This is a genomic window from Brevundimonas mediterranea, from assembly GCF_011064825.1.
GTDB classification, from domain to species: domain Bacteria; phylum Pseudomonadota; class Alphaproteobacteria; order Caulobacterales; family Caulobacteraceae; genus Brevundimonas; species Brevundimonas mediterranea_A.
In genome coordinates this window covers 3,323,285-3,345,565 of the sequence record NZ_CP048751.1, presented here as the reverse complement: position 1 = coordinate 3,345,565, position 22,281 = coordinate 3,323,285, and the positions used below count along the sequence as shown (strand labels likewise).

General features: G+C 67.1%; 23 protein-coding genes. 18 read left to right on the top strand and 5 right to left on the bottom strand.

Translation table 11 applies throughout. The features are described from left to right. Window position 1: 1 nt before the first annotated feature. Window positions 2-1,156, bottom strand: coding sequence for a bifunctional 2-C-methyl-D-erythritol 4-phosphate cytidylyltransferase/2-C-methyl-D-erythritol 2,4-cyclodiphosphate synthase (locus GYM46_RS16505; protein WP_008258691.1), 1,155 nt, complete (start codon window positions 1,154-1,156; stop codon window positions 2-4). Window positions 1,157-1,249: 93 nt separating this feature from the next. Here GYM46_RS16505 and dusB point away from each other — a divergent pair, with 93 nt between their 5' ends. From dusB to GYM46_RS16470, 7 genes are all read left to right on the top strand, one after another. Further along, complete coding sequence (gene dusB / locus GYM46_RS16500) at window positions 1,250-2,305, top strand: tRNA dihydrouridine synthase DusB (RefSeq protein ID WP_035305946.1); 1,056 nt, start codon at window positions 1,250-1,252, stop codon at window positions 2,303-2,305. Next, window positions 2,302-4,569 carry a sensor histidine kinase NtrY-like gene (locus GYM46_RS16495; RefSeq protein WP_008264243.1) on the top strand — a complete coding sequence of 756 codons (2,268 nt, stop codon included), beginning with the start codon at window positions 2,302-2,304 and terminating at the stop codon, window positions 4,567-4,569. Before dusB ends, GYM46_RS16495 begins: the two co-directional genes overlap by 4 nt. 10 nt (window positions 4,570-4,579) lie before the next feature. Continuing rightward, entirely contained in the window at window positions 4,580-5,986 is a 1,407-nt protein-coding gene (locus GYM46_RS16490) for a sigma-54-dependent transcriptional regulator (protein ID WP_008261747.1), read from the top strand. After that, entirely contained in the window at window positions 5,986-6,849 is an 864-nt protein-coding gene (locus GYM46_RS16485) for a D-amino-acid transaminase (protein WP_008261518.1), read from the top strand. The genes GYM46_RS16490 and GYM46_RS16485 overlap by 1 nt, the downstream gene beginning before the upstream one ends. A 106-nt stretch (window positions 6,850-6,955) precedes the next feature. Further along, the gene (gene hfq, locus GYM46_RS16480) at window positions 6,956-7,201 is read left to right on the top strand and encodes an RNA chaperone Hfq (RefSeq protein ID WP_003164861.1); all 246 of its coding nucleotides are present in this window, start codon (window positions 6,956-6,958) and stop codon (window positions 7,199-7,201) included. After that, a complete protein-coding gene (gene hflX, locus GYM46_RS16475) occupies window positions 7,202-8,515 on the top strand; it encodes a GTPase HflX (protein ID WP_008264273.1) in 1,314 nt (437 codons plus the stop codon). A gap of 3 nt (window positions 8,516-8,518) precedes the next feature. Continuing rightward, complete coding sequence (locus GYM46_RS16470; RefSeq protein WP_008263971.1) at window positions 8,519-10,159, top strand: Na+/H+ antiporter; 1,641 nt, start codon at window positions 8,519-8,521, stop codon at window positions 10,157-10,159. 3 nt (window positions 10,160-10,162) lie between these two features. Here GYM46_RS16470 and GYM46_RS16465 read toward each other — a convergent pair whose 3' ends face one another. The 3 genes from GYM46_RS16465 to GYM46_RS16455 are packed head-to-tail and all read right to left on the bottom strand — an operon-like array spanning window position 10,163 to window position 12,986. Next, window positions 10,163-10,819, bottom strand: coding sequence for an HAD family hydrolase (locus GYM46_RS16465; RefSeq protein ID WP_008259060.1), 657 nt, complete (start codon window positions 10,817-10,819; stop codon window positions 10,163-10,165). 8 nt (window positions 10,820-10,827) lie between these two features. Next, window positions 10,828-11,622: a nucleoside triphosphate pyrophosphohydrolase gene (gene mazG / locus GYM46_RS16460; protein ID WP_083793354.1), complete on the bottom strand. Its 795-nt coding sequence runs from the start codon at window positions 11,620-11,622 to the stop codon at window positions 10,828-10,830. After that, entirely contained in the window at window positions 11,619-12,986 is a 1,368-nt protein-coding gene (locus GYM46_RS16455) for an MFS transporter (protein ID WP_008260614.1), read from the bottom strand. The genes mazG and GYM46_RS16455 overlap by 4 nt, the downstream gene beginning before the upstream one ends. 136 nt (window positions 12,987-13,122) lie before the next feature. On the opposite strand from GYM46_RS16455, the gene GYM46_RS16450 reads away from it, so the two are divergent. From GYM46_RS16450 to ygiD, 4 genes are all read left to right on the top strand, one after another. Further along, window positions 13,123-13,980, top strand: a complete 858-nt coding sequence (locus GYM46_RS16450; RefSeq protein ID WP_040350061.1) for a D-alanyl-D-alanine carboxypeptidase family protein — start codon at window positions 13,123-13,125, stop codon at window positions 13,978-13,980. Next, the gene (locus tag GYM46_RS16445; protein WP_040349512.1) at window positions 13,956-14,414 is read left to right on the top strand and encodes a hypothetical protein; all 459 of its coding nucleotides are present in this window, start codon (window positions 13,956-13,958) and stop codon (window positions 14,412-14,414) included. Before GYM46_RS16450 ends, GYM46_RS16445 begins: the two co-directional genes overlap by 25 nt. 95 nt (window positions 14,415-14,509) lie before the next feature. Further along, window positions 14,510-15,112, top strand: a complete 603-nt coding sequence (gene wrbA, locus GYM46_RS16440; protein ID WP_008258668.1) for an NAD(P)H:quinone oxidoreductase — start codon at window positions 14,510-14,512, stop codon at window positions 15,110-15,112. A 4-nt stretch (window positions 15,113-15,116) separates the two neighbouring features. Further along, entirely contained in the window at window positions 15,117-15,875 is a 759-nt protein-coding gene (gene ygiD, locus GYM46_RS16435) for a 4,5-DOPA dioxygenase extradiol (RefSeq protein WP_008263011.1), read from the top strand. A gap of 5 nt (window positions 15,876-15,880) precedes the next feature. On the opposite strand, the gene GYM46_RS16430 is transcribed toward ygiD, so the two are convergent. Beyond that, a complete protein-coding gene (locus GYM46_RS16430; RefSeq protein ID WP_008263671.1) occupies window positions 15,881-17,434 on the bottom strand; it encodes an AMP-binding protein in 1,554 nt (517 codons plus the stop codon). Between the two features lie 171 nt (window positions 17,435-17,605). Between GYM46_RS16430 and lipA the strand changes: the two genes are divergently transcribed. The 7 genes from lipA (at window position 17,606) to GYM46_RS16395 (ending at window position 22,273) form a co-directional block, all read left to right on the top strand. Next, window positions 17,606-18,568, top strand: coding sequence for a lipoyl synthase (gene lipA, locus GYM46_RS16425; protein ID WP_008262283.1), 963 nt, complete (start codon window positions 17,606-17,608; stop codon window positions 18,566-18,568). Between the two features lie 7 nt (window positions 18,569-18,575). Beyond that, window positions 18,576-19,028, top strand: a complete 453-nt coding sequence (locus GYM46_RS16420) for a type II toxin-antitoxin system RatA family toxin (RefSeq protein WP_008260691.1) — start codon at window positions 18,576-18,578, stop codon at window positions 19,026-19,028. Continuing rightward, a complete protein-coding gene (locus GYM46_RS16415) occupies window positions 19,025-20,140 on the top strand; it encodes an NAD(P)/FAD-dependent oxidoreductase (RefSeq protein ID WP_008260324.1) in 1,116 nt (371 codons plus the stop codon). The genes GYM46_RS16420 and GYM46_RS16415 overlap by 4 nt, the downstream gene beginning before the upstream one ends. After that, on the top strand, window positions 20,137-20,697 hold the full coding sequence (locus tag GYM46_RS16410; protein ID WP_008261857.1) for a sugar O-acetyltransferase: 561 nt from the start codon (window positions 20,137-20,139) through the stop codon (window positions 20,695-20,697). The genes GYM46_RS16415 and GYM46_RS16410 overlap by 4 nt, the downstream gene beginning before the upstream one ends. Then, window positions 20,694-21,218 carry a GNAT family N-acetyltransferase gene (locus GYM46_RS16405; protein ID WP_008263049.1) on the top strand — a complete coding sequence of 175 codons (525 nt, stop codon included), beginning with the start codon at window positions 20,694-20,696 and terminating at the stop codon, window positions 21,216-21,218. The genes GYM46_RS16410 and GYM46_RS16405 overlap by 4 nt, the downstream gene beginning before the upstream one ends. A 145-nt stretch (window positions 21,219-21,363) precedes the next feature. Further along, entirely contained in the window at window positions 21,364-21,546 is a 183-nt protein-coding gene (gene rpmF / locus GYM46_RS16400; protein ID WP_035305966.1) for a 50S ribosomal protein L32, read from the top strand. Between the two features lie 109 nt (window positions 21,547-21,655). Beyond that, window positions 21,656-22,273, top strand: a complete 618-nt coding sequence (locus GYM46_RS16395) for a hypothetical protein (protein WP_008259143.1) — start codon at window positions 21,656-21,658, stop codon at window positions 22,271-22,273. Window positions 22,274-22,281 lie beyond the last annotated feature (8 nt).

Here is a 22,281-nt window from a genome sequence, read left to right as displayed (position 1 = left end):
TTCAGGCGGAAACGGGCGTCTCGACCGTCGCAACCGCCTGGGCGGCCAGGCCTTCCCCCCGGCCGGTGAAGCCCAGACCCTCGGTCGTGGTGGCCTTGACGCTGACGGCGTCCAGCGGGAGCGCCAAAAGGCCGGCGATCCGTTCGCGCATGGCCTGGCGGTGCGGCTTCACCTTGGGGCGTTCGCAGATCAGGGTGACGTCAACATTGACGATCCGACCGCCGCGCGCGGCGACAAGCTGGGCGGCGTGCAGCAGGAAGAGGTCGGAAGACGCGCCCTTCCACTTCGGATCGGTCGGCGGGAAGTGATCGCCGATGTCGCCCTCGGCGATGGCGCCGAGAAGCGCGTCGGTCAGGGCGTGCAGACCGGCGTCCGCGTCGGAATGGCCGATCAGTGTCTGGTCATGCGGCACCTCGATCCCGCAGAGCCAGACCGAACCGCCCGGACCCCAGCGGTGGACGTCATAGCCGGAGCCGATCCGGGTCTGGTAGCGGGTCTGTTGCGACAACAGGGCCTCGGCCATGGCGAAATCCTCGGGATAGGTCAGTTTCATCAGGCGGGGATCGCCCTCGACCAGGGCGACGCGGCCGCCGTGGCGTTGGACGACCGCGGCTTCGTCGGTCGGTGCCTCGGTTCCGGTCCAGGCGGCGTAAGCGGCCTCTATCGTATCGCGCCGGAAGGCCTGAGGCGTCTGGGCCCGCCACAGGCCGTCGCGTTCGACCACGCCCGCCATCAGACCGTCTGCGCCGCGCCGCAGGCTGTCGGCCACGGGCAGGGCGGGCAGGGCGCCGTCGGCATGGTCCAGGGCCGCGATCAGCCGGTCGATGACGGCGCGGTCCAGCAGAGGGCGGGCGGCGTCATGGATCAACACCGGCCCGTCGGGGCCGCTGGTGAGGGCCGCAAGACCCGCGCTGACCGACTCGGCTCGGACGGCGCCGCCCGCCACGGTCCGCCAGTTCGACAGGCCGGCAAGGGTTTCGGCCGCGCGGTCTTCGGCGCCGGCAGCCACCACGACCACCAGCTCGTCGGCGCCGGCGTTCAGCAGCGCCTCAGCCGACCAGCGCAGCACGGGCTTGCCGCCCAGGGCGCGCCACTGTTTGTCGCCGCCGGCGCGCGAACCGGATCCGGCCGCGACGATGATGCCCGAGAAACTCATGCCGGCCTTCTAGAGCGCGCCGTCGCGCGACGAAACATCAATCCGCCGCCGTCAGGCTTGACGAGGGGGTGTTGGATGCTGCGAAAGGCGCGAATGGCCAAGACTTTACAGATCGGCGACGTGACCGTGCCCGGCCAGGTGCTGATGGCGCCCATGACGGGCGTGACCGACCTGCCGTTCCGCGTGCTCGCCTCGCGGCTGGGCGCGGCCTATGTGGCGACCGAGATGGTGGCGGCCAAGGAGCTGGCGCGCGAACGCCCCGACGTGGTGCGACGCGCGGCGGTGGGCGCCGGCCTGCCGCTGACGGTGATCCAGTTGGTCGGGCGCGATCCGGGCCAGATGGCCGAGGGCGCGCGGATGGCGGAAAAGGCGGGCGCGGACATCGTCGATCTGAACTTCGGCTGTCCGGCCAAGGAGGTCACAGGCTCCGCCGCCGGCTCGGCCCTGATGCGGACCCCGGATTTGGCCTGTCGCATCATGGAGGCGGCGGTCCAGGCGACCAGCCGGCCGGTGACGGTGAAGATGCGGCTGGGCTGGGACGACGACAGCCGCAACGCGGCCGAACTGGCGAAGCGGGCTGAAGAGATCGGGGTCAGGGCGGTGACGGTCCACGGCCGCACGCGCAAGCAGTTCTATACCGGCGTGGCCGACTGGGCGGCGGTGGGCGAGGTCAAGGCGGCGGTCGGCATACCGGTCATCGTCAACGGCGACATCACCACGGCGGAAGCGGCCCGCCAGGCCCTGGCCCAATCGGGCGCCGACGGCCTGATGCTGGGGCGGGGCGTCTATGGACGGCCATGGCTGGCGGCCCACCTGGAGCGGGCGCTGATCGACGGGGTTTCGCTGGATGAGCCGGGGCCAGAGGCGCGACTTGGGATTGTCGTCGAGCATTTGCGGGCATCGGTGGAATTCTACGGACTCCCGCTGGGGCTGCGTATGTTCCGCAAACACCTGGGCTGGTACATTGAGCAGGCGCCCTGGCCGGCTGATCCGCAACACCGCCGCGAGGCAAAGGCAATAATTTGCCGTCTGGATGAGCCTCTGGCCGTCGAGGCGGCGATGGCGGATCTTTGGCGCGAAATTTTGCCGAAGATGAACAAGTCGGATGTTGAAGATGAGCCACAGTTAGTGGACACTGCTGTGGCATGACGGATACGCCTTCACCTGCGGCCTCTTCAACCGACACCGTGTCGGTGGATGAGTCGTTCTGGGGGCGTTTCGACGCGGAACGCGCCCGGGCGGGGTTCGGGTTCGCCTATTTCATCGCGGTCGTCATAACCGCCGCGGCGGTTTGGCTGGTGGCGGCGGCGCCCGGTGCGACATCCGGCACGGCGCGGGGATCGACCAGCCAGGCGGTGCTGTTCGTCCTGCTGGCCAATCTGGCGCTGATATCGGGTCTGGCCTTTATCGTCGGGCGACGGGTCCTGGCCCTGGCGCGCAGCACGGGTGACGCGGGGTCGCGGCTGCACCTGAGGTTCGTCGCCCTGTTCTCCATGGTGGCCGTCGTTCCGGCGGTGTTGATCGCCCTGGTGTTCGGCCTGCTGGTGACGCGGGGCGTCGACCAGTGGTTCAGCCAGAATGTCCAGGCTTCGGTCGAGAACGGCGCTGTGGTCGGGCGCGCCTATATCCGGGATGTCGCCACGACGGTGGACGCGGATCTGGTGACGATCTCCGATCAGCTGGATAGCGCACGCGGCCTGTTCGACGACCGGATCCAGTTCAATGACGCCCTCGCCCAGGTCGGGGAGATTTTCGGCTATCCCGCCATCTACATCCTGAATGGCGACGGCCAGGTTCTGGCGCGCGCGGAACGGCCCGACGCGCCGCCTTATCTGGCGCCCCCCCGGACCTATCTGGAGGACGCGGCCCAAGGTGGAGAACCGCCGACCGACGTGACGCAGAACCCCGACACGGTTCGATCCATCATCGCCCTGCCGGCCTATGGCGACGCCTATCTCTATCTGGTGCGGCCCCTGCAAGATGGGCTGGTCGCGCGGATGAACGCCTCCATCCAGTCGATCGAAGCCTATCGCGAGGCCCAGGAAAGCCGGTCGCGGATCCAGTCGGCCTTCATCCTCAGCTATCTGGAGACGGCGCTGCTGGTTCTGGTCGGCGCCGTATGGCTGGGCATGTCGGCGGCCAGCAGCATCTCCGCCCCGATCGGGCGTCTCGTGCAGGCGGCGGACCAGGTGGCGGGCGGCGATTTCAGCGCCCGTGTGGACAGCCAGGGCGCCCCGGCCGAAATCGCTTTGCTTTCCGACGCCTTCAATCGCATGACCGGTGATCTTCAGGCGCAACAGACCGCGTTGAAGGCGGCCAGCGACGACGCCCAGAACCGCAGCCGGTTCATCGAGACCGTGCTGTCGGGCGTCAGCGCCGGGGTTATCGGCCTGGACCGGCGTGGGCGGGTTTCGGCGATCAACGACAGCGCTCTGCAACTGCTGCACATCGAAGAAGACGAGGTTCTGGGCCACGAACTGGCAGCGCTTTCGCCCGAGCTGAGCGACCTGGTCGGCCGGGTCGAGGCCCATATCGAAGAAGACATCGATGTCAGCCGCGGCGGCGAGACCCAGAGACTGCGGGTCCGGATCGAGGGCGGGCAGGGCGGCGAGATGGTCCTGACCTTCGACGACATCACCCGGCTGGTCACCGCTCAACGCAACGCCGCCTGGCGCGACGTGGCCCGTCGTATCGCCCACGAGATCAAGAACCCGCTGACGCCGATCCAGCTCTCGGCCGAACGGCTGAAACGGAAATATCGCGACAAGGTGGACGAGGTCGAGATCTTCGACCGCTGCACCGACACCATCATCCGTCAGGTCGGCGATATTGGCCGGATGGTGGACGAGTTCTCGTCTTTCGCCCGTATGCCGGCGCCGCGCTTCGGCTCGGCCAATCCGGCGGAGATGCTGCGCGAGGCCGTGTTTGCCCAGCGGGTCGCCGCCGCTGACATCGTCGTGGATATGGACGAGCCCCTGCCCAAGGCCACGCTGCGTTGCGACGCCCGCATGGTGGGCCAGGCCCTGATCAATATTCTGAAGAACGCAGGCGAGTCCGTCGCCGCTCGCCGTCTGGCGGCCGGGGAAGACGCGGCGTCAGAGGCCGAGGGCATAATCGCCTCCCTGGTCGTTGAAAACGGCACGGCGACCTTCGTGGTCGAGGACGACGGGGTCGGCCTGCCGGCCAAGGACCGCGACCGTCTGACCGAACCCTATGTCACCACGCGCGAGAAGGGCACGGGCCTGGGCTTGGCCATCGTCAAACGCATTTGCGAGGACCACGGCGGCGAGCTGAAGCTGGCCGACGCCGAGACCCTGCGCGGCGCGCGGGTGTGCCTGATTTTTCCCTTGAAACCCCACGGCAAGACCGGCGACGTGACGGAGCGCAAGCTCCAGACCGTCGTCGCCGAATAAGCGAGGCAAGATGCGACCTACCGGTTCCGACATTCTGGTCGTCGATGACGAGGCGGACATCCGCGATCTGGTTTCGGGCCTGCTCGAGGACGAGGGGCACGCCGTGCGCGTAGCCGCCAACTCCGACGAGGCCCTGGCTGCTATCCGCGCGAGGAAGCCGTCGCTGGCGATCCTCGACATCTGGATGCAGGGCGGCGGTCTGGACGGGCTGGAGCTGCTGGAGGTGGTCAAGGAGATCGACCCCGACCTGCCTGTGGTAATGATCTCGGGGCACGGCAATATCGAGACGGCGGTGACGGCCCTGAAGCGCGGCGCCTATGACTTCATCGAAAAGCCGTTCAAGTCTGACCGACTGGTGGTCGTGGTCGAAAGGGCCATCGAGGCGGCGACGCTGAAGCGCGAGAACCGCCGTCTGCGGGCCCAGACGATGACCCCGTCAGGTCTGATCGGCCGGTCCCAGGCGGCCCAGGCGCTGCGCGGCACCATCGCCAAGGTGGCCCAGGCCAACAGCCGGGTCCTGATCGCCGGCCCGGCCGGTTCCGGCAAGGAGCTGGTCGCGCGTCAGATCCACGAGGCCAGCCCGCGCGCCCGGGCCGAGTTCGTCGCCATTTCGGCCGCCGGGATGACGCCGGAGCGGCTGGACGTCGAACTGTTCGGCGAGGAAGGCCAGGACGGCCGTCCGCGCAAGATCGGGGTGTTCGAACGCGCCCATAACGGCACCCTGTATCTGGATGAGATCAGCGACATGCCGCGTGAGAGCCAGAGCCGCATCCTGCGCGTGCTGGTCGATCAGCGGTTCCGTCGCGTCGGCGGCGAACAGGACGTGCAGGTCGATGTGCGGGTCGTGACCTCGACCTCACGCGACCTGAAGATCGAGATCGCCGAGGGTCGGTTCCGCGAGGATCTGTTCCACCGTCTGAACGTGGTGCCGATCCGGGTGCCGGCCTTGTCGGAACGGCGCGAGGACATCACCGAACTGGTGGAATATTTCGTCGACACGATCAGCGCCTCGCAAGGCCTGCCGCGCCGCATCATCGGCGATGACGCCGTGGCGGTTCTGCAAGTCCATCCCTGGCCGGGCAATATTCGCCAGTTGCGCAACAACATCGAACGGCTGCTGATCCTGGCGACCGGTGATCCGAACGAACCGATCACCGCCGACATGCTGCCGCAGGAGGTGGCGACGTCGAACGGAGGCTCCTCGAACCTGGGGGCCGAACGCACCATCGCCCTGCCGCTGCGCGAGGCGCGGGAAGTGTTCGAGCGGGAGTATCTGGCGGCCCAGATCATGCGGTTCGGCGGCAATATCTCGCGCACCGCCGCCTTCATCGGCATGGAACGCTCGGCCCTGCACCGTAAGTTGAAGTCGCTGGGGGTCTCGCCGGCCCGCGGTGGAGAAGAGGAAGATCCGGCCTGATGTCCCGCGTCGCCTATGTCAACGGAACCTACAGCCCGCATGGCCAGGCCGTGGTCCATATCGAGGATCGCGGCTTCCAGTTCGCGGACGGGGTCTATGAGGTCTGGTCGGTGTTCGACGGACGGCTGGCGGACTTCGACGGCCATATGACGCGCCTGCACCGCAGCCTGAACGAACTGCGCATCGACATTCCGATGTCGGTCGCGTCCCTGACGCGGGTGCTGCGCGAAACCGTCCGTCGCAATCGGGTGAGGAACGGCATCGTCTATCTACAGGTCACGCGCGGCACGGCGCGCCGCGATCACCCATTCCCCACGCCGGGCACGCCGCCGAGCGTCATCGTCACCGCCAAGTCGATCTCGCCGGCGCGCGGAGAGGCGCAGGCGCAGAAAGGGGTCGCCGTCCTGACCCAGCCTGACATCCGTTGGGGGCGGTGCGACATCAAGACGGTCGGGCTTTTGCCCAACATCCTGGCCAAACAGGCCGCGCGCGAGGCCGGCGCCTATGAGGCCTGGCTGGTGGACGATATGGGGCTGGTGACCGAGGGCTCCTCGACCAACGCCTGGATCGTGGATGAGCACGGCAAGCTGCGGACCCGCGACACCCAGGCCAACATCCTCAAAGGCTGCACCCGCACCAGCCTGATGGCGCTGATCAAGGAACATGGGGTCGAACTGGACGAGCGTCCGTTCAGCGTCGAGGAGGCCAAGCGGGCGCGGGAAGCCTTCTTCACCGCCGCCGGCGCCTTCGTCACTCCGGCGATCTCGATTGACGGAACGAAGATTGGCGACGGCAGGCCGGGACCGATTACGCTGAAGCTGCGTCAGCTCTATCTTGATCAGGCGCGCCGAGACGCCATTTAGGGCGTTGCCGGAGCACGGAGGCGGCGTTTAAGGTCGCTTCCGGCCGCCATCCGGCCCCGACGCCGCTCCCTCGGCGACGAACAACAAAGAACAGGAAAAACCTGCCATGTCGCAAGACAAACGTCAGAACCTTCAGGACACCTTCCTCAACTCGGTCCGCAAGACCAAGACGCCGCTGACCATCTTCTTGGTCAATGGGGTCAAGCTGCAGGGTATCGTGACCTGGTTCGACAACTTCTGTGTGCTGCTGCGCCGCGATGGCCAGTCCCAGCTGGTGTACAAGCACGCCATCTCCACCATCATGCCGTCCGCGCCCGTGCAACTGTACGAGCCCGACGCCGAAGAAGACTGATTGACCAGCAAACTGATCGACCACGCCGTCCCGCTGATCCGGGCGGTCGTCATCCATCCCGACCGACGCTCAGACAGCCCTCGGCTGGCAAGCGAGCGCCTTGAGGAAGCCGTGGGCCTCGCCCGCGCGTTGGACCTTGACGTGCGCGCTGAAGAGATCGTGCGACTGCGTGGGACCACGCCTGCCACCCTGTTCGGAAGCGGCAAGGTCGAGGAACTGGCCGCCCTGGTTCGCGCGGCCGATGCGGAGGCGGTCATCATCGATGACGCCCTGACCCCGGTGCAGCAACGCAATCTGGAAAAGGCGTGGGAGGTGAAGGTCATCGACCGCACCGGCCTGATCCTGGAAATCTTCGGACGCCGCGCGCGCACCAAGGAAGGCCGGCTTCAGGTCGAACTGGCGCGGCTCGACTATGAGCGGTCGCGCCTGGTGCGGACCTGGACCCACCTGGAGCGACAGCGCGGCGGCACCGGCTCGACCGGCGGTCCCGGCGAAACCCAGATCGAGCTGGACCGGCGTCTGATCGCTGACCGGATCGTGCGGCTGAAGGCCGAACTGGAAGAGGTGCGCCGCACGCGCGGTCTGCACCGCAAACAGCGCCAGAAGGTCCCGTTCCCGACCATCGCCCTGGTCGGCTACACCAACGCCGGCAAGTCGACCCTGTTCAACCGGCTGACGGGATCCGAGGTCTTCGCCAAGGACCTGTTGTTCGCCACCCTGGACACGACCCAGCGAACCATCCGCCTGCCGCAGGGCCGGCCGGCCATCGTGGCGGACACCGTCGGCTTCATCTCCGACCTGCCGCACGAACTGGTCGAGAGCTTCCGCGCCACCCTGGAAGAGGTGGGCGAGGCCGACCTGATCCTGCACGTCCGCGACATCGCCTCGGCCGACAGCGACGCCCAGGCCAAGGACGTCGAGACGGTGCTGAAACAGATCGAGACCCCCGAGGGCAAGACCCGACGCGTGCTCGAGGTCTGGAACAAGATCGACCTGCTGGACGATGAGGCGCGTGAGGCCGTGCTGGGTCAGGCCGAACGTCTGGCGAAAACGGGCGAGGCGGTCGCCGTCTCGGCCTGGACGGGCGAGGGAATCGAACCCCTGCGCCAGACCATCGCCGGCCTGATCGACGACGATCCCGAGACCCGGCTGACGCTGGAGCCCGACCAGGGCGAGGCCCTGGCCTGGCTGTATGAACACGGCCGGGTGGTCTTCCGCGACACGGATGACGCCGGCCGCACTCACGTCACGGTCAGGCTTCACCCTGCAGCCTTGGGGCGATTCGAGCGTCTGTATCCCGACCTGGCTGACTGACCTATGCATCTGATCGAGACCGTCCTGCTGCTGCTTCTGGCCGTCGTGGTGTCGGGCTCGGTCGCGCGGATCACGCGCATCGCCTTGCCCTTGGTGCAGATCGGCCTGGGGGCCGCCATCGTGCTGGCGACAGGCACGACGGTGGATCTGGAGCCGGACATCTTCTTCCTCCTGTTCCTGCCGCCCCTGCTGTTTCTGGACGGCTGGCGCATCCCCAAAGAGGCGCTGTTCCGCGACCGGGCGGTGATCCTGGAGCTGGCCCTGGGCCTGGTCCTGTTCACCGTCATCGGTCTGGGCTTCCTGATCTGGTGGATGATCCCGGAGATGCCGCTGGCGGTGGCTTTCGCCCTGGCCGCCATCCTGTCGCCGACCGACCCCATCGCGGTTCAGGCCATCGCCGCCCGGGCGCCGATTCCCAAACGGCTGATGCACATCCTGGAGGGCGAGTCGCTGTTGAACGACGCCACCGGCCTGACCTGCATGCGGATCGCGGTGGTTGCGGCCACGACCGGCGCCTTCTCGATCGGCAGCGCCATCGGATCCTTCGCCTGGCTGGCCCTGGTCGGCGTGGTGACAGGCGTTCTGGTCACCATGGCCATCAGTTACGCCAAGGGTTTCGTCAGTCGCCGCTGGGGCGAGGACGTCGGGGCGCAGATTTTGGTCAGCCTGTTGATCCCCTTCGCCGCCTATCTGGTCGCTGAAGAACTGCACGCCTCCGGCATCCTGGCGGCGGTGGCGGCGGGCGTGACCATGAGCTTCACCGAGCGGGGCGGCGGGATCGGAGGCCAGTCCCTGGCCATGACCCGAATTCGGCGCGGCGTAGTGTGGGACACGGTCCAGTTCGTCGCCAACGGCATCATCTTCGTCATCCTGGGCGAACAGATGCCGTCGATCCTGGCGCGGGCGGCCGAGGTGGTGCGGGGCACCAGCCGGCCGGAAGTCTGGTGGCTGGCCGTCTATGTGTTCGCCATCGTCGCCGCCCTGGCGGTCATGCGGTTTGTCTGGGTCTGGACCTCGCTGAAGCTGACCCTGTTCCGACGGCGCCATCGCGGCCCGCCCGCCAAGGTCGGGTTGCGCCTGACCCTGGTGATGTCGCTGGCGGGCGTGCGCGGGGCCATCACCCTGGCGGGCATATTGACCCTGCCGTTCGTCCTGGGCGACGGATCGCCGATGCCGTCGCGCAACCTGGCCATCTTCCTGGCGGCGGGAGTGATCATCGTCTCGCTGCTGGTGGCGACCTTCGCCCTGCCGCGCCTGATGAAGGGGGTCGAACTGCCACCGGAACCCTCGCAGGAACGGGAGGAGGACCGCGGGCGTGTCGCCGCCGCCTCGGCCGCCCTGCGCGCCGTCGAGGACGCCTCCCACGCCATGGCCGAGGGCAAGACCAATCCCGATCTCTATTCCGATGTCGCCAGCCGGATCATGGAAGTCTATCGCCGCCGCATCGAGACCCATACCCGCACCGACGAGGACGACGCGGTCGTGGCGCGCAAGATCGACGCGGTGGAACGCCGACTGTGGCTGGCCGGTCTGGCGGCCGAGCGAGAAGAACTGGGGCGGTTGGCGCGGGCGCGTCAACTGGACGAGGTCGCCGCGCGCAAGATGATCCGTGAAGTGGATCTTCAGGAATTGCGGTATCTTTAGCGGTCAGCGATCCATGAACGCCGCGACCGCCGCGTAGCTGTCGGCGATGTGGTGGGCGCCGCGGGCGACCAGGCGTTCGGCGTGGCCGTCGCGGATATGGCCGCCGGCGGTCAGGCCGACCACCGTCATTCCGGCCGCGATCCCGGCGGTGACGCCCGCCTCGCTGTCTTCGATCACCAGAACGCGGGCCGGATCGACGCCCATGTTTTCGGCGGCGTGCAGGAAGATGTCGGGGTGCGGCTTGCCGCGCTCGACCACCAGGCCGGTGAAGACGGCGCCGTCGAAATGATCGGTCAGGCCGAACAGGTCCAGGCCGACGCCGATCCAGTCAGGGCCGCTGGACGAGGCGATGCAGCGGGCCTCGGACCGGGTGGCGACGAAGTCGATCATGCCGGGGACGGGCTTCAGATGGATCGGCGCGCGGGCGCGGCAGGTGGCGAACCAGGTGGTGTGGAAGTCCTCGGGGCAGAGCCGGCCCAAGGCGGCTTCGACCGCCGGCCGGTTGTCGCGCCAGCGCTTGCCCGTATAGGCGGCCAAGACGTCGTCCAGGCTGGTCGGCAGGCCGATGGCGGTCAATTGCTCGGCCATGACGGTGCTGTTCAGCACCTCGCTGTCGGCGACGACGCCGTCATAGTCGAAGATGATCAGGTCGTAGGGCATGCGCGGGCTCAGGATGGGGAGCCGGCCTTCTCGGCGACCTTTGCGGCGTCCCAGAGGCGGTCCATCTCCTCCAGCGTCGATTGGTCGGGCGTGCGGCCGTCCTTGGCCAGTTCCGCCTCGATGAAGCCGAAGCGACGCACGAACTTGGCGTTGGTGGCGCGCAGGGCGTCCTCGGGCTCGACGTCCAGCTTGCGGGCCAGGTTGGCCACGACGAACAGCAGGTCGCCCATCTCCTCGCGCGCCTTGGCCATGTCGCCGGCCGCGATCTCGACGCGCAGTTCCGCCACCTCTTCGGCCAGTTTGTCGAACACCTCGTCGGTCGAGGGCCAGTCGAAGCCGACGCGGCCGGCGCGCTTGGTCAGTTTGGCGGCGCGGGTCAGGGCGGGCAGGCCGACGGGGACGTCGTCGAGGGCGCCGGGCTTCTTGCGGTCCTTGCGCTCGGCGGCCTTGATGGTTTCCCAGGCGACGGTCTGTTCTTTCGAGGTGCGCTGGGCTTCGTCGCCGAAGACGTGGGGGTGGCGGCGTTCCAGCTTGTCGGCGATGGCCGTGACTACGTCGTCGAAGGCGAACAAGCCCTGTTCCTCGGCCATGCGGGCATGGAAGATGACCTGGAACAGCAGATCGCCGAGTTCGCCCTTCAGCTCGTTCAGGTCGTTGCGCTCGATGGCGTCGGCGACCTCATAGGCCTCTTCGATCGTATAGGGGGCGATGGTGGCGAAGGTCTGCTCCACGTCCCAGGGGCAGCCGCCGTCCGGGTCGCGCAGCCGTTCCATGACGCCGAGCAGGCGGTCTATCAGTCTCACAGGCGCACCGCCGTCGGTTCGGCATCGCGCGCATCAAGCTTCTCACGGATGGCGTTGTGGCGGGCCTGGGTCAGCGGATAGTCCTTCAGCACCCAGCCGGCCAGGACGAGCAGTACGCCGGGCACGGCGATGAACAGGATCTGCAGCGTCAGCAGCGCGGTCTCGCTGTTGCCCGCTGGGCCCGGAAGGGCGCGGAAGCCGACCTCCTGAAGGATGAAATAGGGGATCAGAGCGGCGACGTGGCCGATCTTGGTCGTCGCCGACAGGATGGACAGCATCAGGCCGGTGCGATCGACGCCCGTCTTGAACCGCTCCTCGTCGCCGGCGTCGGCCATCATGGCGCGGGTCAGGAACAGGCCGGCGGCATAGGGCAGGCCCGCTATGAACATGACCACGGCCGTCAGGGCGAAGTTGCCGCCGGGGACGAGCGTGGCGCCGACATAGAGGACAGCCGAGACGAGGCTGGCCACGGCCAGGCCTCGGTCCTTGCCGACACGGGTGGCGAACCAGGCCCAGAAGGGCGCGCCGCACAGGCCGGCGATGAAATAGACCAGCATGAACAGACCGGCCTGGGTGTGATCATAGCCCCGGACCTGGCCGAAGAAGAAGAACAGCAGCGAACCGGTGATGCCGGGCGCCACGCCGAGCAGCAGGTCCGAGATGAGAAGTTTCCGCACCGTCTTCTGGCCCAGCAGGGACAGATAGGCGCCGAGGCTTCCATGCGGCTGGTCCCCCTTGGTCACTGGTTCGGGCACCACGAACATGGCCAGGCCGATGGTGACGGGCAGGGCGATGACGATGGCCCAGCCCATGATCCGCACGCCGTCGGCGTAGTCGCCGATGCCCGTCTTCACCACGATGGTCGGCAAGACGAGGATCAGCACGACGCCGATGATGTTGAACACCTGCCACCAGCCGTAGACGCGGCTGCGCTGATCATACTGGGGCGCGAGGACGGCGGCCCAGCCCAGTTGGCCCAGGGTGCCGATGGAGAAGCCGAGGTAGAGGAACAGCAGCCAGCCGAACAGATAGAGAGGCGGCGCGCCGGGCTGGACCACGACGAACATCATGAAGGCGGCTAGCATCAGCATCGGCGTCGAGATCGCCATCCAGGGGCGGTAGCGGCCAAACCGGGTCCTGGTCTTGTCCATGCCCCAGCCGATGAAGGGGTCGAAGACGATGTCGATCAGACGCACGGCCATGAAGACGGCCGCGACCACGCCCAGCTCGAGCCCGACGTAGGTGGCGTAGAATTCCGGCAGAGTGACGGGCAGGGCGACGCCGAAGGCCGCCAGCGGCAGGCAGGGGCCGGAGAAGGCGGCGAGCACGGCGTTGGAGCGACGGGGCGCGGCGGCGACGGTCATGCAGCGGGTCCGGAACAGCCCGGATGAGTCGGGCCGGTTCACCATCGCAGCTTTACGGACGGACGCGGAGTCGGATTTGGGCGCTGCGGTCTCTCTGTGCTTGCTCCAGCGACCGGCTTGGGGCTTGCTGTTCGGCATGTGGCGAAACCTTATTGCCTTTCTGTCGGTCTGTTTCGTCCTGGCTGCGGCCGGCGGCGCGCGTGCGGCTGGACCCTGTCACACCAATGCCGACGTCTGGGGCGGACAGGCCCTGGTCAACGCCGCCTCGGCTTACGCGATGGAATGGACCCCGTTCGGGGCGACCGAATGGGGGTGGCGGACCTATGTTCCCCTGATCCAGCGCGAACTGCACACGACTTGCGGTCCGGGCACGCCGATCTTCGCCTCGCAACTAGCGGGCTTCCAGCAGACCCATGGCCTAGCGCCGACCGGCCTGTTCGATGCGTCGACCTTTCAGGTCCTGCGGGGGCTGTGGCAGGAGCGTCGACCGTTCGTCATGGCCCGCACCCGCCAGGAATGCCCCGACCCGCCGCCGATCAACCAATTGGGCTATCTGGTCGAATCCGAGGAACACGCTGACCGGCTGACGCGCCTGTTGCGACGCGACGTTCTGGACGCCTATCGCCGGATGGTCGCCGCCGCCCGCGCCGAGGTTCCCGAGGTCGCGGCCGATCCCGAACTGCTGCAAATTTTTTCCGGCTTCCGCGATCCAGAGGCGGACGCCGCGCGCTGCGCCCAGCAGGGCAATTGCGACGGCCTGCGCCGCGCCGTCTGTTCGCCGCATCGGACGGGGACGGCGGTCGATCTCTATGTCGGTCAGGCGCCGGGGCGTGGGGTCGATTCGACCGCGGCCGCCAGCCGCGAACATATGGCGCGGTCGGCGACCTATCGCTGGCTGGTCGCCAACGCCGGGCGGTTCGGGTTCGTACCCTATGTCTATGAGCCCTGGCATTGGGAGTATGTGCGACCGTGGGATCCATCATTCGCGCCTTGACCGAAGGGGAGGCCAGCCTGGCGCGTGAGGCGTTCGGTTCGGCGCTTCGTCTGGATCGAATCCGGTTGATCGCCTGGCCCTTCGGGCGCGCCTTCGTCGCCGGCCGCTGGTTCGGGCGCGACTGGATCGTCTGGCCCAGACGGGCGTTTCAGACGGACTTCGGCCAGGCGTCGCAGCAGATTCAAGGCGTGCTGGTGCACGAACTGACCCATGTCTGGCAGGCGCAGCAGGGGGTGAATCTGCTGTTCGCCAAGCTGAAGGCGGGCGACAGCGCCGCCGCCTACGCCTATTCAGCCGATCCGGACTGCCGCTGGGATTCGCTGAATATCGAGCAGCAGGCCATGGTGATGGAGCATCGTTTTCACGGCCTGCGCGGCGGCGAAACGCCCGGGACCCGCGCATTCTATGATGCGGTTTGTCCCTTCGTGCGGTGAAACCCGCCCGAGGGCTTGCAAGGGCAGGATGGACACGCCAAGTTAGCAACGGTCGTTGTTGCGAATGACGGCCTATCATTCAATGGAGCCTCCCCATGCCCAAGATTCTCGTCCTCTATCACTCCACCTACGGTCATATCGAAGCCATGGCCGAAGCCGTCGCCGAAGGCGCGCGCGAAGTCGAAGGCGCCGTCGTCGACATCAAGCGCGTGCCCGAACTGGTGCCGGACGAACTGGCCAAGGCGTCGGGCTACAAGCTGGATCAGGCGGCCCCCATCGCCAAGGTCGAGGATCTGGCGAACTATGACGCGATCATCATCGGCGCCGGCACCCGCTTCGGCACCGTCGCCTCGCAGATGCGCAACTTCCTCGATCAGACCGGCGGCCTGTGGTTCAACGGCGCCCTGGTGGGCAAGGTCGGCGGCGCCTTCACCTCGACCGCGACCCAGCACGGCGGCCAGGAAACCACCCTGATGGGCCTGGTTCAGACCCTGATGCATCACGGCCTGATCGTGGTCGGCCTGCCCTATGCCTTCCAGGGCCAGATGAATATGGACGAGATCGTCGGCGGCAGCCCCTATGGCGCCACCACCCTGACCAAGGGCGACGGCTCGCGCATGCCCAGCCAGATCGACCTGGACGGCGCCCGCTTCCAGGGCAAGCACATCGCCGAGATCGCCAAGAAGCAGTTCGGCTGATCCGATGCGCCAGCCCGCCGTTTTCTTTGGCCACGGCTCGCCCATGAACGCGCTTGGCGGTCCCTTCGGGGCCGCTTGGCGCGGGTTGGGTGAAGACATCGGCAAGCCCAAGGGGGTGGTGATGATCTCCGCCCATTGGGAGACGCGCGGGCTGGGCGTTACGGCGCAGGAACGGCCCGAAACCATCCATGATTTCGGGAATTTTCCGCCTGAGCTTCACGCGTTTCAGTATCCCGCCCCGGGCTCGCCCGAACTGGCGGCTCGGGTGGCGGAGCTGACGGGGGCAGTCCAGACGCAACAATGGGGCCTGGATCACGGGACCTGGTCGGTGCTGTGCCATGTGTGGCCGGACGCCGACGTGCCGGTGGTGCAGCTGTCTTTGAATCGCGAACTGACGGCGCGCCAGCATTATGAACTGGCCAAGGCCCTGCGGCCGCTGCGGGACGAGGGAATCGTCATCGCCGGCTCGGGCGACTTCGTCCACAATCTGCGGACCTGGAAGCGCGAGACGGGGGCCGAGCCCTATAGCTGGGCGACAGGGTTCAATGAGGCTGTCAAACAGGCCTTTGTGGTCGGCGACCACGAAGCCCTGATCGACTGGGTCGGCCTGGCTGAGGACGCCCAGCTGAGCGTGCCGACTGACGAACACTACCTGCCGGTGCTCTATATCGCCGCCCAGCAGGCGGCGGGCGAGCCGGTGTCCTTCTTCAACGACAGCATCGACGGCGGGTCGATTTCAATGACGGGGGTGCGGATCGGGTAGGGCGGTCAGGCCGCCTTTTCCGCCTCGACCATTTTCTGGATCGCGACATAGTCCGTCTTGCCGCTGCCCAGGACTGGAACCTCGGCGACCTTGACGATCTTCTTGGGCACGATCAGCTCGGGGGCCCCGTTCGAGCGGGCCCATTCGGCCAGGGGCGCGACCTCGGCCGCGGCGTGGTCAGTGACCAGGACCAGTTTTTCGCCCTTGCGGGTGTCGGGAATGGAGACGACGGCGTGGCGCTGGTCGGGCCAGACCGCGCCGGCGATGCCTTCGACCGCCGTCAGCGACACCATTTCGCCGCCGATCTTGGCGAAGCGTTTGGCGCGCCCCTTGATGGTGACATAGCCCTCGGCGTCCACATCGACGATGTCGCCGGTGTCCAGCCAGCCGTCCTCGACCGGGGACCATTCCAGGGGCTCGGCCGAGGTGACGTAGCCGCTCATCACATTGGGGCCGCGCAGATACAGGCGGCCGCCGTCCGCGATGCCCTCCACCGGCTCCAGCTTCCAGTCGATGCCGGGCAGAATCTGGCCCACCGTGCCGGGGGCGTTGCGATCCGGGTGATTGACGGCGACGACCGGCGAGGCTTCGGTCGCGCCATAGCCCTCCAGCAGTTCGACGCCGCCGAATTTTGAGTTGAACAGGTTGCGGGTTTCCTGGCGCACCTTTTCGGCGCCGGCGACCACAAACTTCAGGGTGGCGAAGTCGTCCGCCTCGGCGACGCGACCATACTGGTTCAGGAAGGTGTCGGTCGCGAACAGGATCGAGGCCTTCACCTGGGGCAGCAGGTCGGTGATCTGTTTGGCGTGCAGCGGCGACGGATACTGGAAGGCCTTCAAGCCTTGAAGCAGCGGCAGGATGACCCCGCCGGTCAGCCCAAAACAGTGGAAGGTGGGCAGGGGATTGAACATCACCCATTCCGGCAGCAGGTCGATATGGGCCGCGACCTGACGGGCGTTGGCGACCAGGTTCCTCTGGCTCAGCACCACGCCCTTGGGCGTTCCGAAACTGCCCGAGGTGAACAGGACCACGCCGGGCGCGTCCGGGTCGGTCTTGACGCGGAACCGCTTGGGCGCAACGCCGGCGCTGAGGCCGTACAGCTTGTCGGCCAGGCCGATGGTCTTGCGTACGTCATCCAGCCAGACGACCTCGGCCACCGTCTTCAGCTCGACGATCAGGTCGTCCAGCTTGGCCTGATCGATGAAGCGTTTGGCGGTCAGGACCTTCTTGACGCCCGAGGCCTTGATGGCCGCCTTCAGATTTGTCTCGCCCGCGGTGAAGTTCAGCATGACCGGTACGCGGCCGTGGGCGTGCAGGCCGAAGAAGGTGACGACGACGCCCATCGACGACGGCAGCAGGATGGCGACCCGGTCGCCCGGATCGGTCATGTTCGCGATCTTGCGCCCCAGGACGAAGGCGGCGCGGATCAAGCCGGTGTAGGTGAGGGGGTGGCGATCCTGGTCCTCCAGAATTTCCTTGTCCCCGAACCGGGCGCGCGCGTCGATCAGCGCGTCGATCAGCGTGGTGTCGTACAGCGAGGAATCCAGGGCCTGGCGCAAACGCGTCTCCTGCGGAGGGCGCGAGAGGCCCTCTCTGTTGTCGGGCGTCCGTCATTAATGACGCGACGGTGTCTTGAAAAGATAGGTTACGCGGCGTGAGTTCCCAAGCGCGCCATCATCTGTAACCGGCCGTGGCTTGCCATCGGGGCGCGGAAGGCCGAAATACCGGCCATGGTCACCCTGATCGACACCCTTCAGCGCAAGCCGTCGGAGCTGCGCCACCCCGAAAAACAGAACCGCCCGGAGTCGGTGGTTCTGAAAAAGCCCGACTGGCTGCGCGTCAAGGCGCCGGGCTCGGGGGAATACAACGCCACCAAGGACATCGTCCGCTCCAAGGGCCTGCACACGGTCTGCGAAGAGGCGGCCTGTCCGAACATCGGCGAGTGCTGGAGCCAGAAGCAGGCCACCCTGATGATCATGGGCGACACCTGCACGCGGGCCTGCGCCTTCTGCAACGTCAAGACGGGCCTGCCCCAGCCGCTGGACCCGGAGGAGCCGGGCAAGGTCGGGCTTGCGGTGTCGCAGATGGCCCTGAACCATGTGGTGATCACCTCGGTCGATCGCGACGACGTGGCGGACGGCGGCGCGGCCCATTTCGCCGAAGTGGTGCGCCAGATTCGCCTTCAGGCGCCGAAGACGACCATCGAGATCCTGACGCCCGACTTCCTGCGCAAGGACGGCGCCGCCGCAGTGATGATCGACGCCAAGCCCGACGTCTTCAACCACAACCTCGAGACTGTTCCGCGCCTGTATCTGAAGATCCGGCCCGGCGCCCGCTACTTCCATTCCCTGCGCCTGTTGCAGATGGTCAAGGAACGCGACCCGGAACAGTTCACCAAGTCCGGGATCATGGTCGGCCTGGGCGAGACCAAGGAAGAGGTCATGCAGGTGATGGACGACATGCGGTCCGCCGGCGTCGACTTCATCACCATCGGCCAGTACCTGCAGCCGACGCGCAAACACGCCGCCATCGACCGGTTCGTCACGCCGGAAGAGTTCAAGGCCTATGAGGCGATCGCCCGGGCCAAGGGCTTCCTGATGGTGTCCTCGTCGCCGCTGACGCGCTCGTCGCACCACGCCGGCGACGACTTCGCCCGGCTGAAGGCCGCGCGCGAGGCGCAGCTGCGCCGCTAAGGTTCGAATGGCCGTCCACCGCGTTACGCGCATCCTTCCCTATGCGCCCGAACAGCTTGCCGATCTGGTCGCCGACGTGCGCGCCTATCCCGACTTCGTGCCCTGGGTCACGTCGATGCGGGTCTGGAACGAGCGGGCCGAAGGCGAGGGCGTCTCCGTGCTGGACGCCGAGGCCGGGGTCGGCTTCTCCTTCCTGAAGGAGCGGTTCTCCACCTGGGTCCGGCATGATCGCAATGCGCCCAAGGTCGAGGTCGGCCTGTTGCGCGGGCCGTTCAAACATCTGAAGAACCGGTGGGAGTTTTTCCCGCATCCCGACGGCGCGCGGCTGGAGTTCATGATCGACTTCGCCTTCAAGTCGCGGATGCTGGACCTGATGCTGTCGGCCAATTTCGACCGGGCGGTGGAAAAGCTGATCGGTTGTTTCGAGGGCGAGGCGAAGCGGAGGTACGGCGGCCGATGAGTTTCGATTTCGACGCGACCGTCGTGGGCGCCGGGGCCGTGGGCCTGGCCTGCGGGCGGGCGTTGTCGAAACGGGGCCTGACGGTGCTGGTGCTGGAGAAGGAAGGCCACATCGGCCAGGGCGTCTCGTCGCGCAATTCCGAGGTCATCCACGGCGGCCTTTATTATCCGTCGGGTTCGCTGAAGGCGCGGTTCTGCGTCGAGGGGCGGCGGGCGCTTTACGACTTCCTGGCCAGCCGCAAGATCGACCATCGGAAGTGCGGCAAGCTGGTCGTGGCCACGCAAAAGGCCGAGGTCCAGCGGATCGAGGCCATCTTCGAACAGGCGACGGCGAATGGGGTCGAGGGACTGGCGCACCTGACCGGCGCTCAGGCGCGGGCGCTGGAGCCCGAGCTGAACGCCCACGCCGCCATCCTGTCGCCCGAGAGCGGCCTGTTCGACAGCCACGGCTATATGCTGGCCCTGCAGGGCGAGATCGAGGATGCGGGCGGATCGGTGGTGGTCTCGGCCCCGTTCGAAGGCGCAGACCCCCTGCCGGGCGGCGGCTTCACGATCCGCGTAGGCGGGGAGGGGGCGATGGAGGTCTCCAGCCGCCTGCTGGTGACGGCGCCTGGCCTGTCGGCGCAGGCTGTCGCGGCGGCCGTCGAGGGCTATCCGGCCGGCGACATTCCCGCCGGCCATTTCGGCAAGGGCGTCTACTTCAGGCTGGTCGGCAAGGCGCCGTTCGACCGACTGATCTATCCGCCGCCGATTCCCGGCGCCCTGGGCACCCATTATCGCAAGGATCTGGGCGGGCAGGCCGTGTTCGGCCCGGACCTGGCCTATGTCGAGACCGAGGACTATTCGGTCGATCCGGCCAAGGCGGAGGTGTTCGCCGCCTATATCCGCCGCTTCTGGCCTGGCCTGCCCGACGGCGCCCTGACGCCCGACTACGCCGGGATCCGGCCGAAGCTGCATGGTCCGGGCGAACCGCAGCCGGACTTCCAACTGCACGGCGTCGAGCACCACGGGATCGAGGGGCTGATGGCCCTGTTCGGCATAGAAAGCCCCGGCCTGACCAGTTCGCTGGCGATAGGCGAGGCGGTGGCCAAGACCCTGACGAGCCCGTCGTGACCGAGCGCGAGAAGATGCTGGCGGGCCTGCCGTACAATCCGGGCGACCCGGACCTGCGCGACGGCCGCGCCCGCGCCGTGGGCCTGACCATCGCCATCAATACAGAGCCGGATCGCGACAAGCGCCGCGTCCTGGTCAATGAACTGGTGCGTGCGGCCGACGGCAGGGCGATCATCATGCCGGGCTTCTTCTGCGACTATGGCGTCAATATCCATTTCGGAGCGAACGCCTTCGTTAACGCCAACAGCGTCTTTCTGGACTGCGCCGAAATCCGAATCGGCGACAATTTTCAGGCCGGACCAGGGGTGCAGTTGTTGACGCCGGAACATCCGCTGGACGCCGTCGAGCGGCGAGGGCTGGAATCCGCTCGACCGATCACGATCGGCGACGATGTGTGGATCGGCGGCGGGGCGATCGTTCTGGCGGGCGTGACGATCAGCGATCGCGCCGTCGTCGGAGCAGGCAGCGTCGTGACCAGGGACGTGCCGCCCGACGTTGTCGTGGTCGGCAACCCGGCCAAGGTGGTCAAACACCTGACGCGGAACGCCGTGCAATGATCTCTCAACTCGTCACGCCGCGCCTGATTCTGCGACGGGCGAGGCCGGACGATGTCGATGATCTGCATCAGGTCCTTTCATCTCCGGAAGCGATGCGGTGGTGGTCGACCACGCCGCATGCGGCCAGGGAAAAGACGGCGGAGTGGCTGGAGAGCATGATCGCCGCCGCCCCGGAAACCAGCGACGATTTCGTCATTGAGGCGCAAGGTCGAGTCATCGGCAAGGCGGGGTTCTGGCGGCTGCCAGAGATCGGCTACATCCTGCATCCCGACTATTGGGGGCGAGGGCTGGCGAAGGAGGCGCTGACCGCCGTGATCGATCATGTCATGGTCACGCGGGATATCGATGCGATCACCGCCGACGTGGACCCCTCCAATGCGGCGTCCATTCGACTGTTAGGGCGTTTGGGCTTCGAACAGACGGGGGCCGCCAGCCGGACCTGGCAGGTTGGGGGCGTCTGGATGGACAGTCTTTACTTCGGGCTGGACCGTGATCGCTGGAAGTCGCTCAAGACGCCTTGAAATCGTCGTGCGGTTCATGCATAAGCCGCGCCTCGCGTGGCGGCTCGGCGTTCTTCTCACGAGGGACCGGGGCCGCCGCTATCGTTTTCGCGCTTGATCAGGCTTCGGCTCTGGGCGGCGCCCGACTTAGAAGATTGAGACGGACATGGCCGTTCCGAAGCGGAAAGTATCCCCCTCGCGTCGCAACATGCGCCGCGCCCACGACGCCCTGAGCTCGAACGTCTATGTCGAGGACAAGGACACCGGCGAGCTGAAGCGCCCGCACCATATCGACCTGAAGACCGGCACCTATCGCGGTCGCCAGGTCATCACGCCGAAGGAAGACTAGTCTTCCACGACCCGGTTTCGACCGGACGAAGTTTATTACGGCGCGCGGTCACCCGCGCGCCGTTTTCGTGCGTTCTGTGCTGTGAAGCTTCTCAGAAGGACGCACGCCCATGATCCGTTTCGCCACCGTCAGCGCACTTGCGCTGCTCACACTCGCCGCCTGCGAACGCCGTGACGACCCCGTGGCCCAGCCGCCTTCCGCTGCGGCCCCTGCGCCGGCCGAAGCGCCGCCGCCGCCGCCGGCCGATGCTTCGACCCTGACGGCCGATGGTCTGGGGGCGGCGCGAATCGGCATGACGCGCGCCGAGCTGGTCCAGGTCTGGGGCGAGGATTCCCAACCAAACGCCGTCGGCGGGGCCGATCCGGAGACCTGCGACGAGTTTCATCCGGTCGATGCGCCCAAGGATGTGCGCGTCATGATCCAGAACGGCGTGCTGACCCGTATCACCGCCGCGCGCGGCGCGACGATCAAGACCGACCGCGGGTTCGGCGTCGGCGACACGGGCATGGCGATCAAACAGGCCTATGGCGGCGCCGTCTTCGCCCAATCGCACAAGTATCAGTCGGCGCCGGCGGAGGACCTGTTCGTCTGGTCGCGCGGCGGATCGACGACCTATGTGACCGATCCGGCCGCGCGCGGGATTCGCTACGAGGTCGGCTCCGACGGCAAGGTGATGATGATCCACGCCGGGGATCCGTCCATTCAACTGGTCGAGGGCTGTTCCTGACGACCAAG

Coding starts and splice junctions, on each gene's coding strand:
- GYM46_RS16505 (WP_008258691.1), bottom strand. CDS start 1,156: ATGAGTTTCTCGGGCATCATCGTCGCGGCCGGATCCGGTTCGCGCGCC.
- dusB (WP_035305946.1), top strand. CDS start 1,250: ATGGCCAAGACTTTACAGATCGGCGACGTGACCGTGCCCGGCCAGGTG.
- GYM46_RS16495 (WP_008264243.1), top strand. CDS start 2,302: ATGACGGATACGCCTTCACCTGCGGCCTCTTCAACCGACACCGTGTCG.
- GYM46_RS16490 (WP_008261747.1), top strand. CDS start 4,580: ATGCGACCTACCGGTTCCGACATTCTGGTCGTCGATGACGAGGCGGAC.
- GYM46_RS16485 (WP_008261518.1), top strand. CDS start 5,986: ATGTCCCGCGTCGCCTATGTCAACGGAACCTACAGCCCGCATGGCCAG.
- hfq (WP_003164861.1), top strand. CDS start 6,956: ATGTCGCAAGACAAACGTCAGAACCTTCAGGACACCTTCCTCAACTCG.
- GYM46_RS16470 (WP_008263971.1), top strand. CDS start 8,519: ATGCATCTGATCGAGACCGTCCTGCTGCTGCTTCTGGCCGTCGTGGTG.
- GYM46_RS16465 (WP_008259060.1), bottom strand. CDS start 10,819: ATGCCCTACGACCTGATCATCTTCGACTATGACGGCGTCGTCGCCGAC.
- GYM46_RS16455 (WP_008260614.1), bottom strand. CDS start 12,986: ATGACCGTCGCCGCCGCGCCCCGTCGCTCCAACGCCGTGCTCGCCGCC.
- GYM46_RS16450 (WP_040350061.1), top strand. CDS start 13,123: ATGTGGCGAAACCTTATTGCCTTTCTGTCGGTCTGTTTCGTCCTGGCT.
- wrbA (WP_008258668.1), top strand. CDS start 14,510: ATGCCCAAGATTCTCGTCCTCTATCACTCCACCTACGGTCATATCGAA.
- ygiD (WP_008263011.1), top strand. CDS start 15,117: ATGCGCCAGCCCGCCGTTTTCTTTGGCCACGGCTCGCCCATGAACGCG.
- lipA (WP_008262283.1), top strand. CDS start 17,606: ATGGTCACCCTGATCGACACCCTTCAGCGCAAGCCGTCGGAGCTGCGC.
- GYM46_RS16420 (WP_008260691.1), top strand. CDS start 18,576: ATGGCCGTCCACCGCGTTACGCGCATCCTTCCCTATGCGCCCGAACAG.
- GYM46_RS16415 (WP_008260324.1), top strand. CDS start 19,025: ATGAGTTTCGATTTCGACGCGACCGTCGTGGGCGCCGGGGCCGTGGGC.
- GYM46_RS16405 (WP_008263049.1), top strand. CDS start 20,694: ATGATCTCTCAACTCGTCACGCCGCGCCTGATTCTGCGACGGGCGAGG.
- rpmF (WP_035305966.1), top strand. CDS start 21,364: ATGGCCGTTCCGAAGCGGAAAGTATCCCCCTCGCGTCGCAACATGCGC.
- GYM46_RS16395 (WP_008259143.1), top strand. CDS start 21,656: ATGATCCGTTTCGCCACCGTCAGCGCACTTGCGCTGCTCACACTCGCC.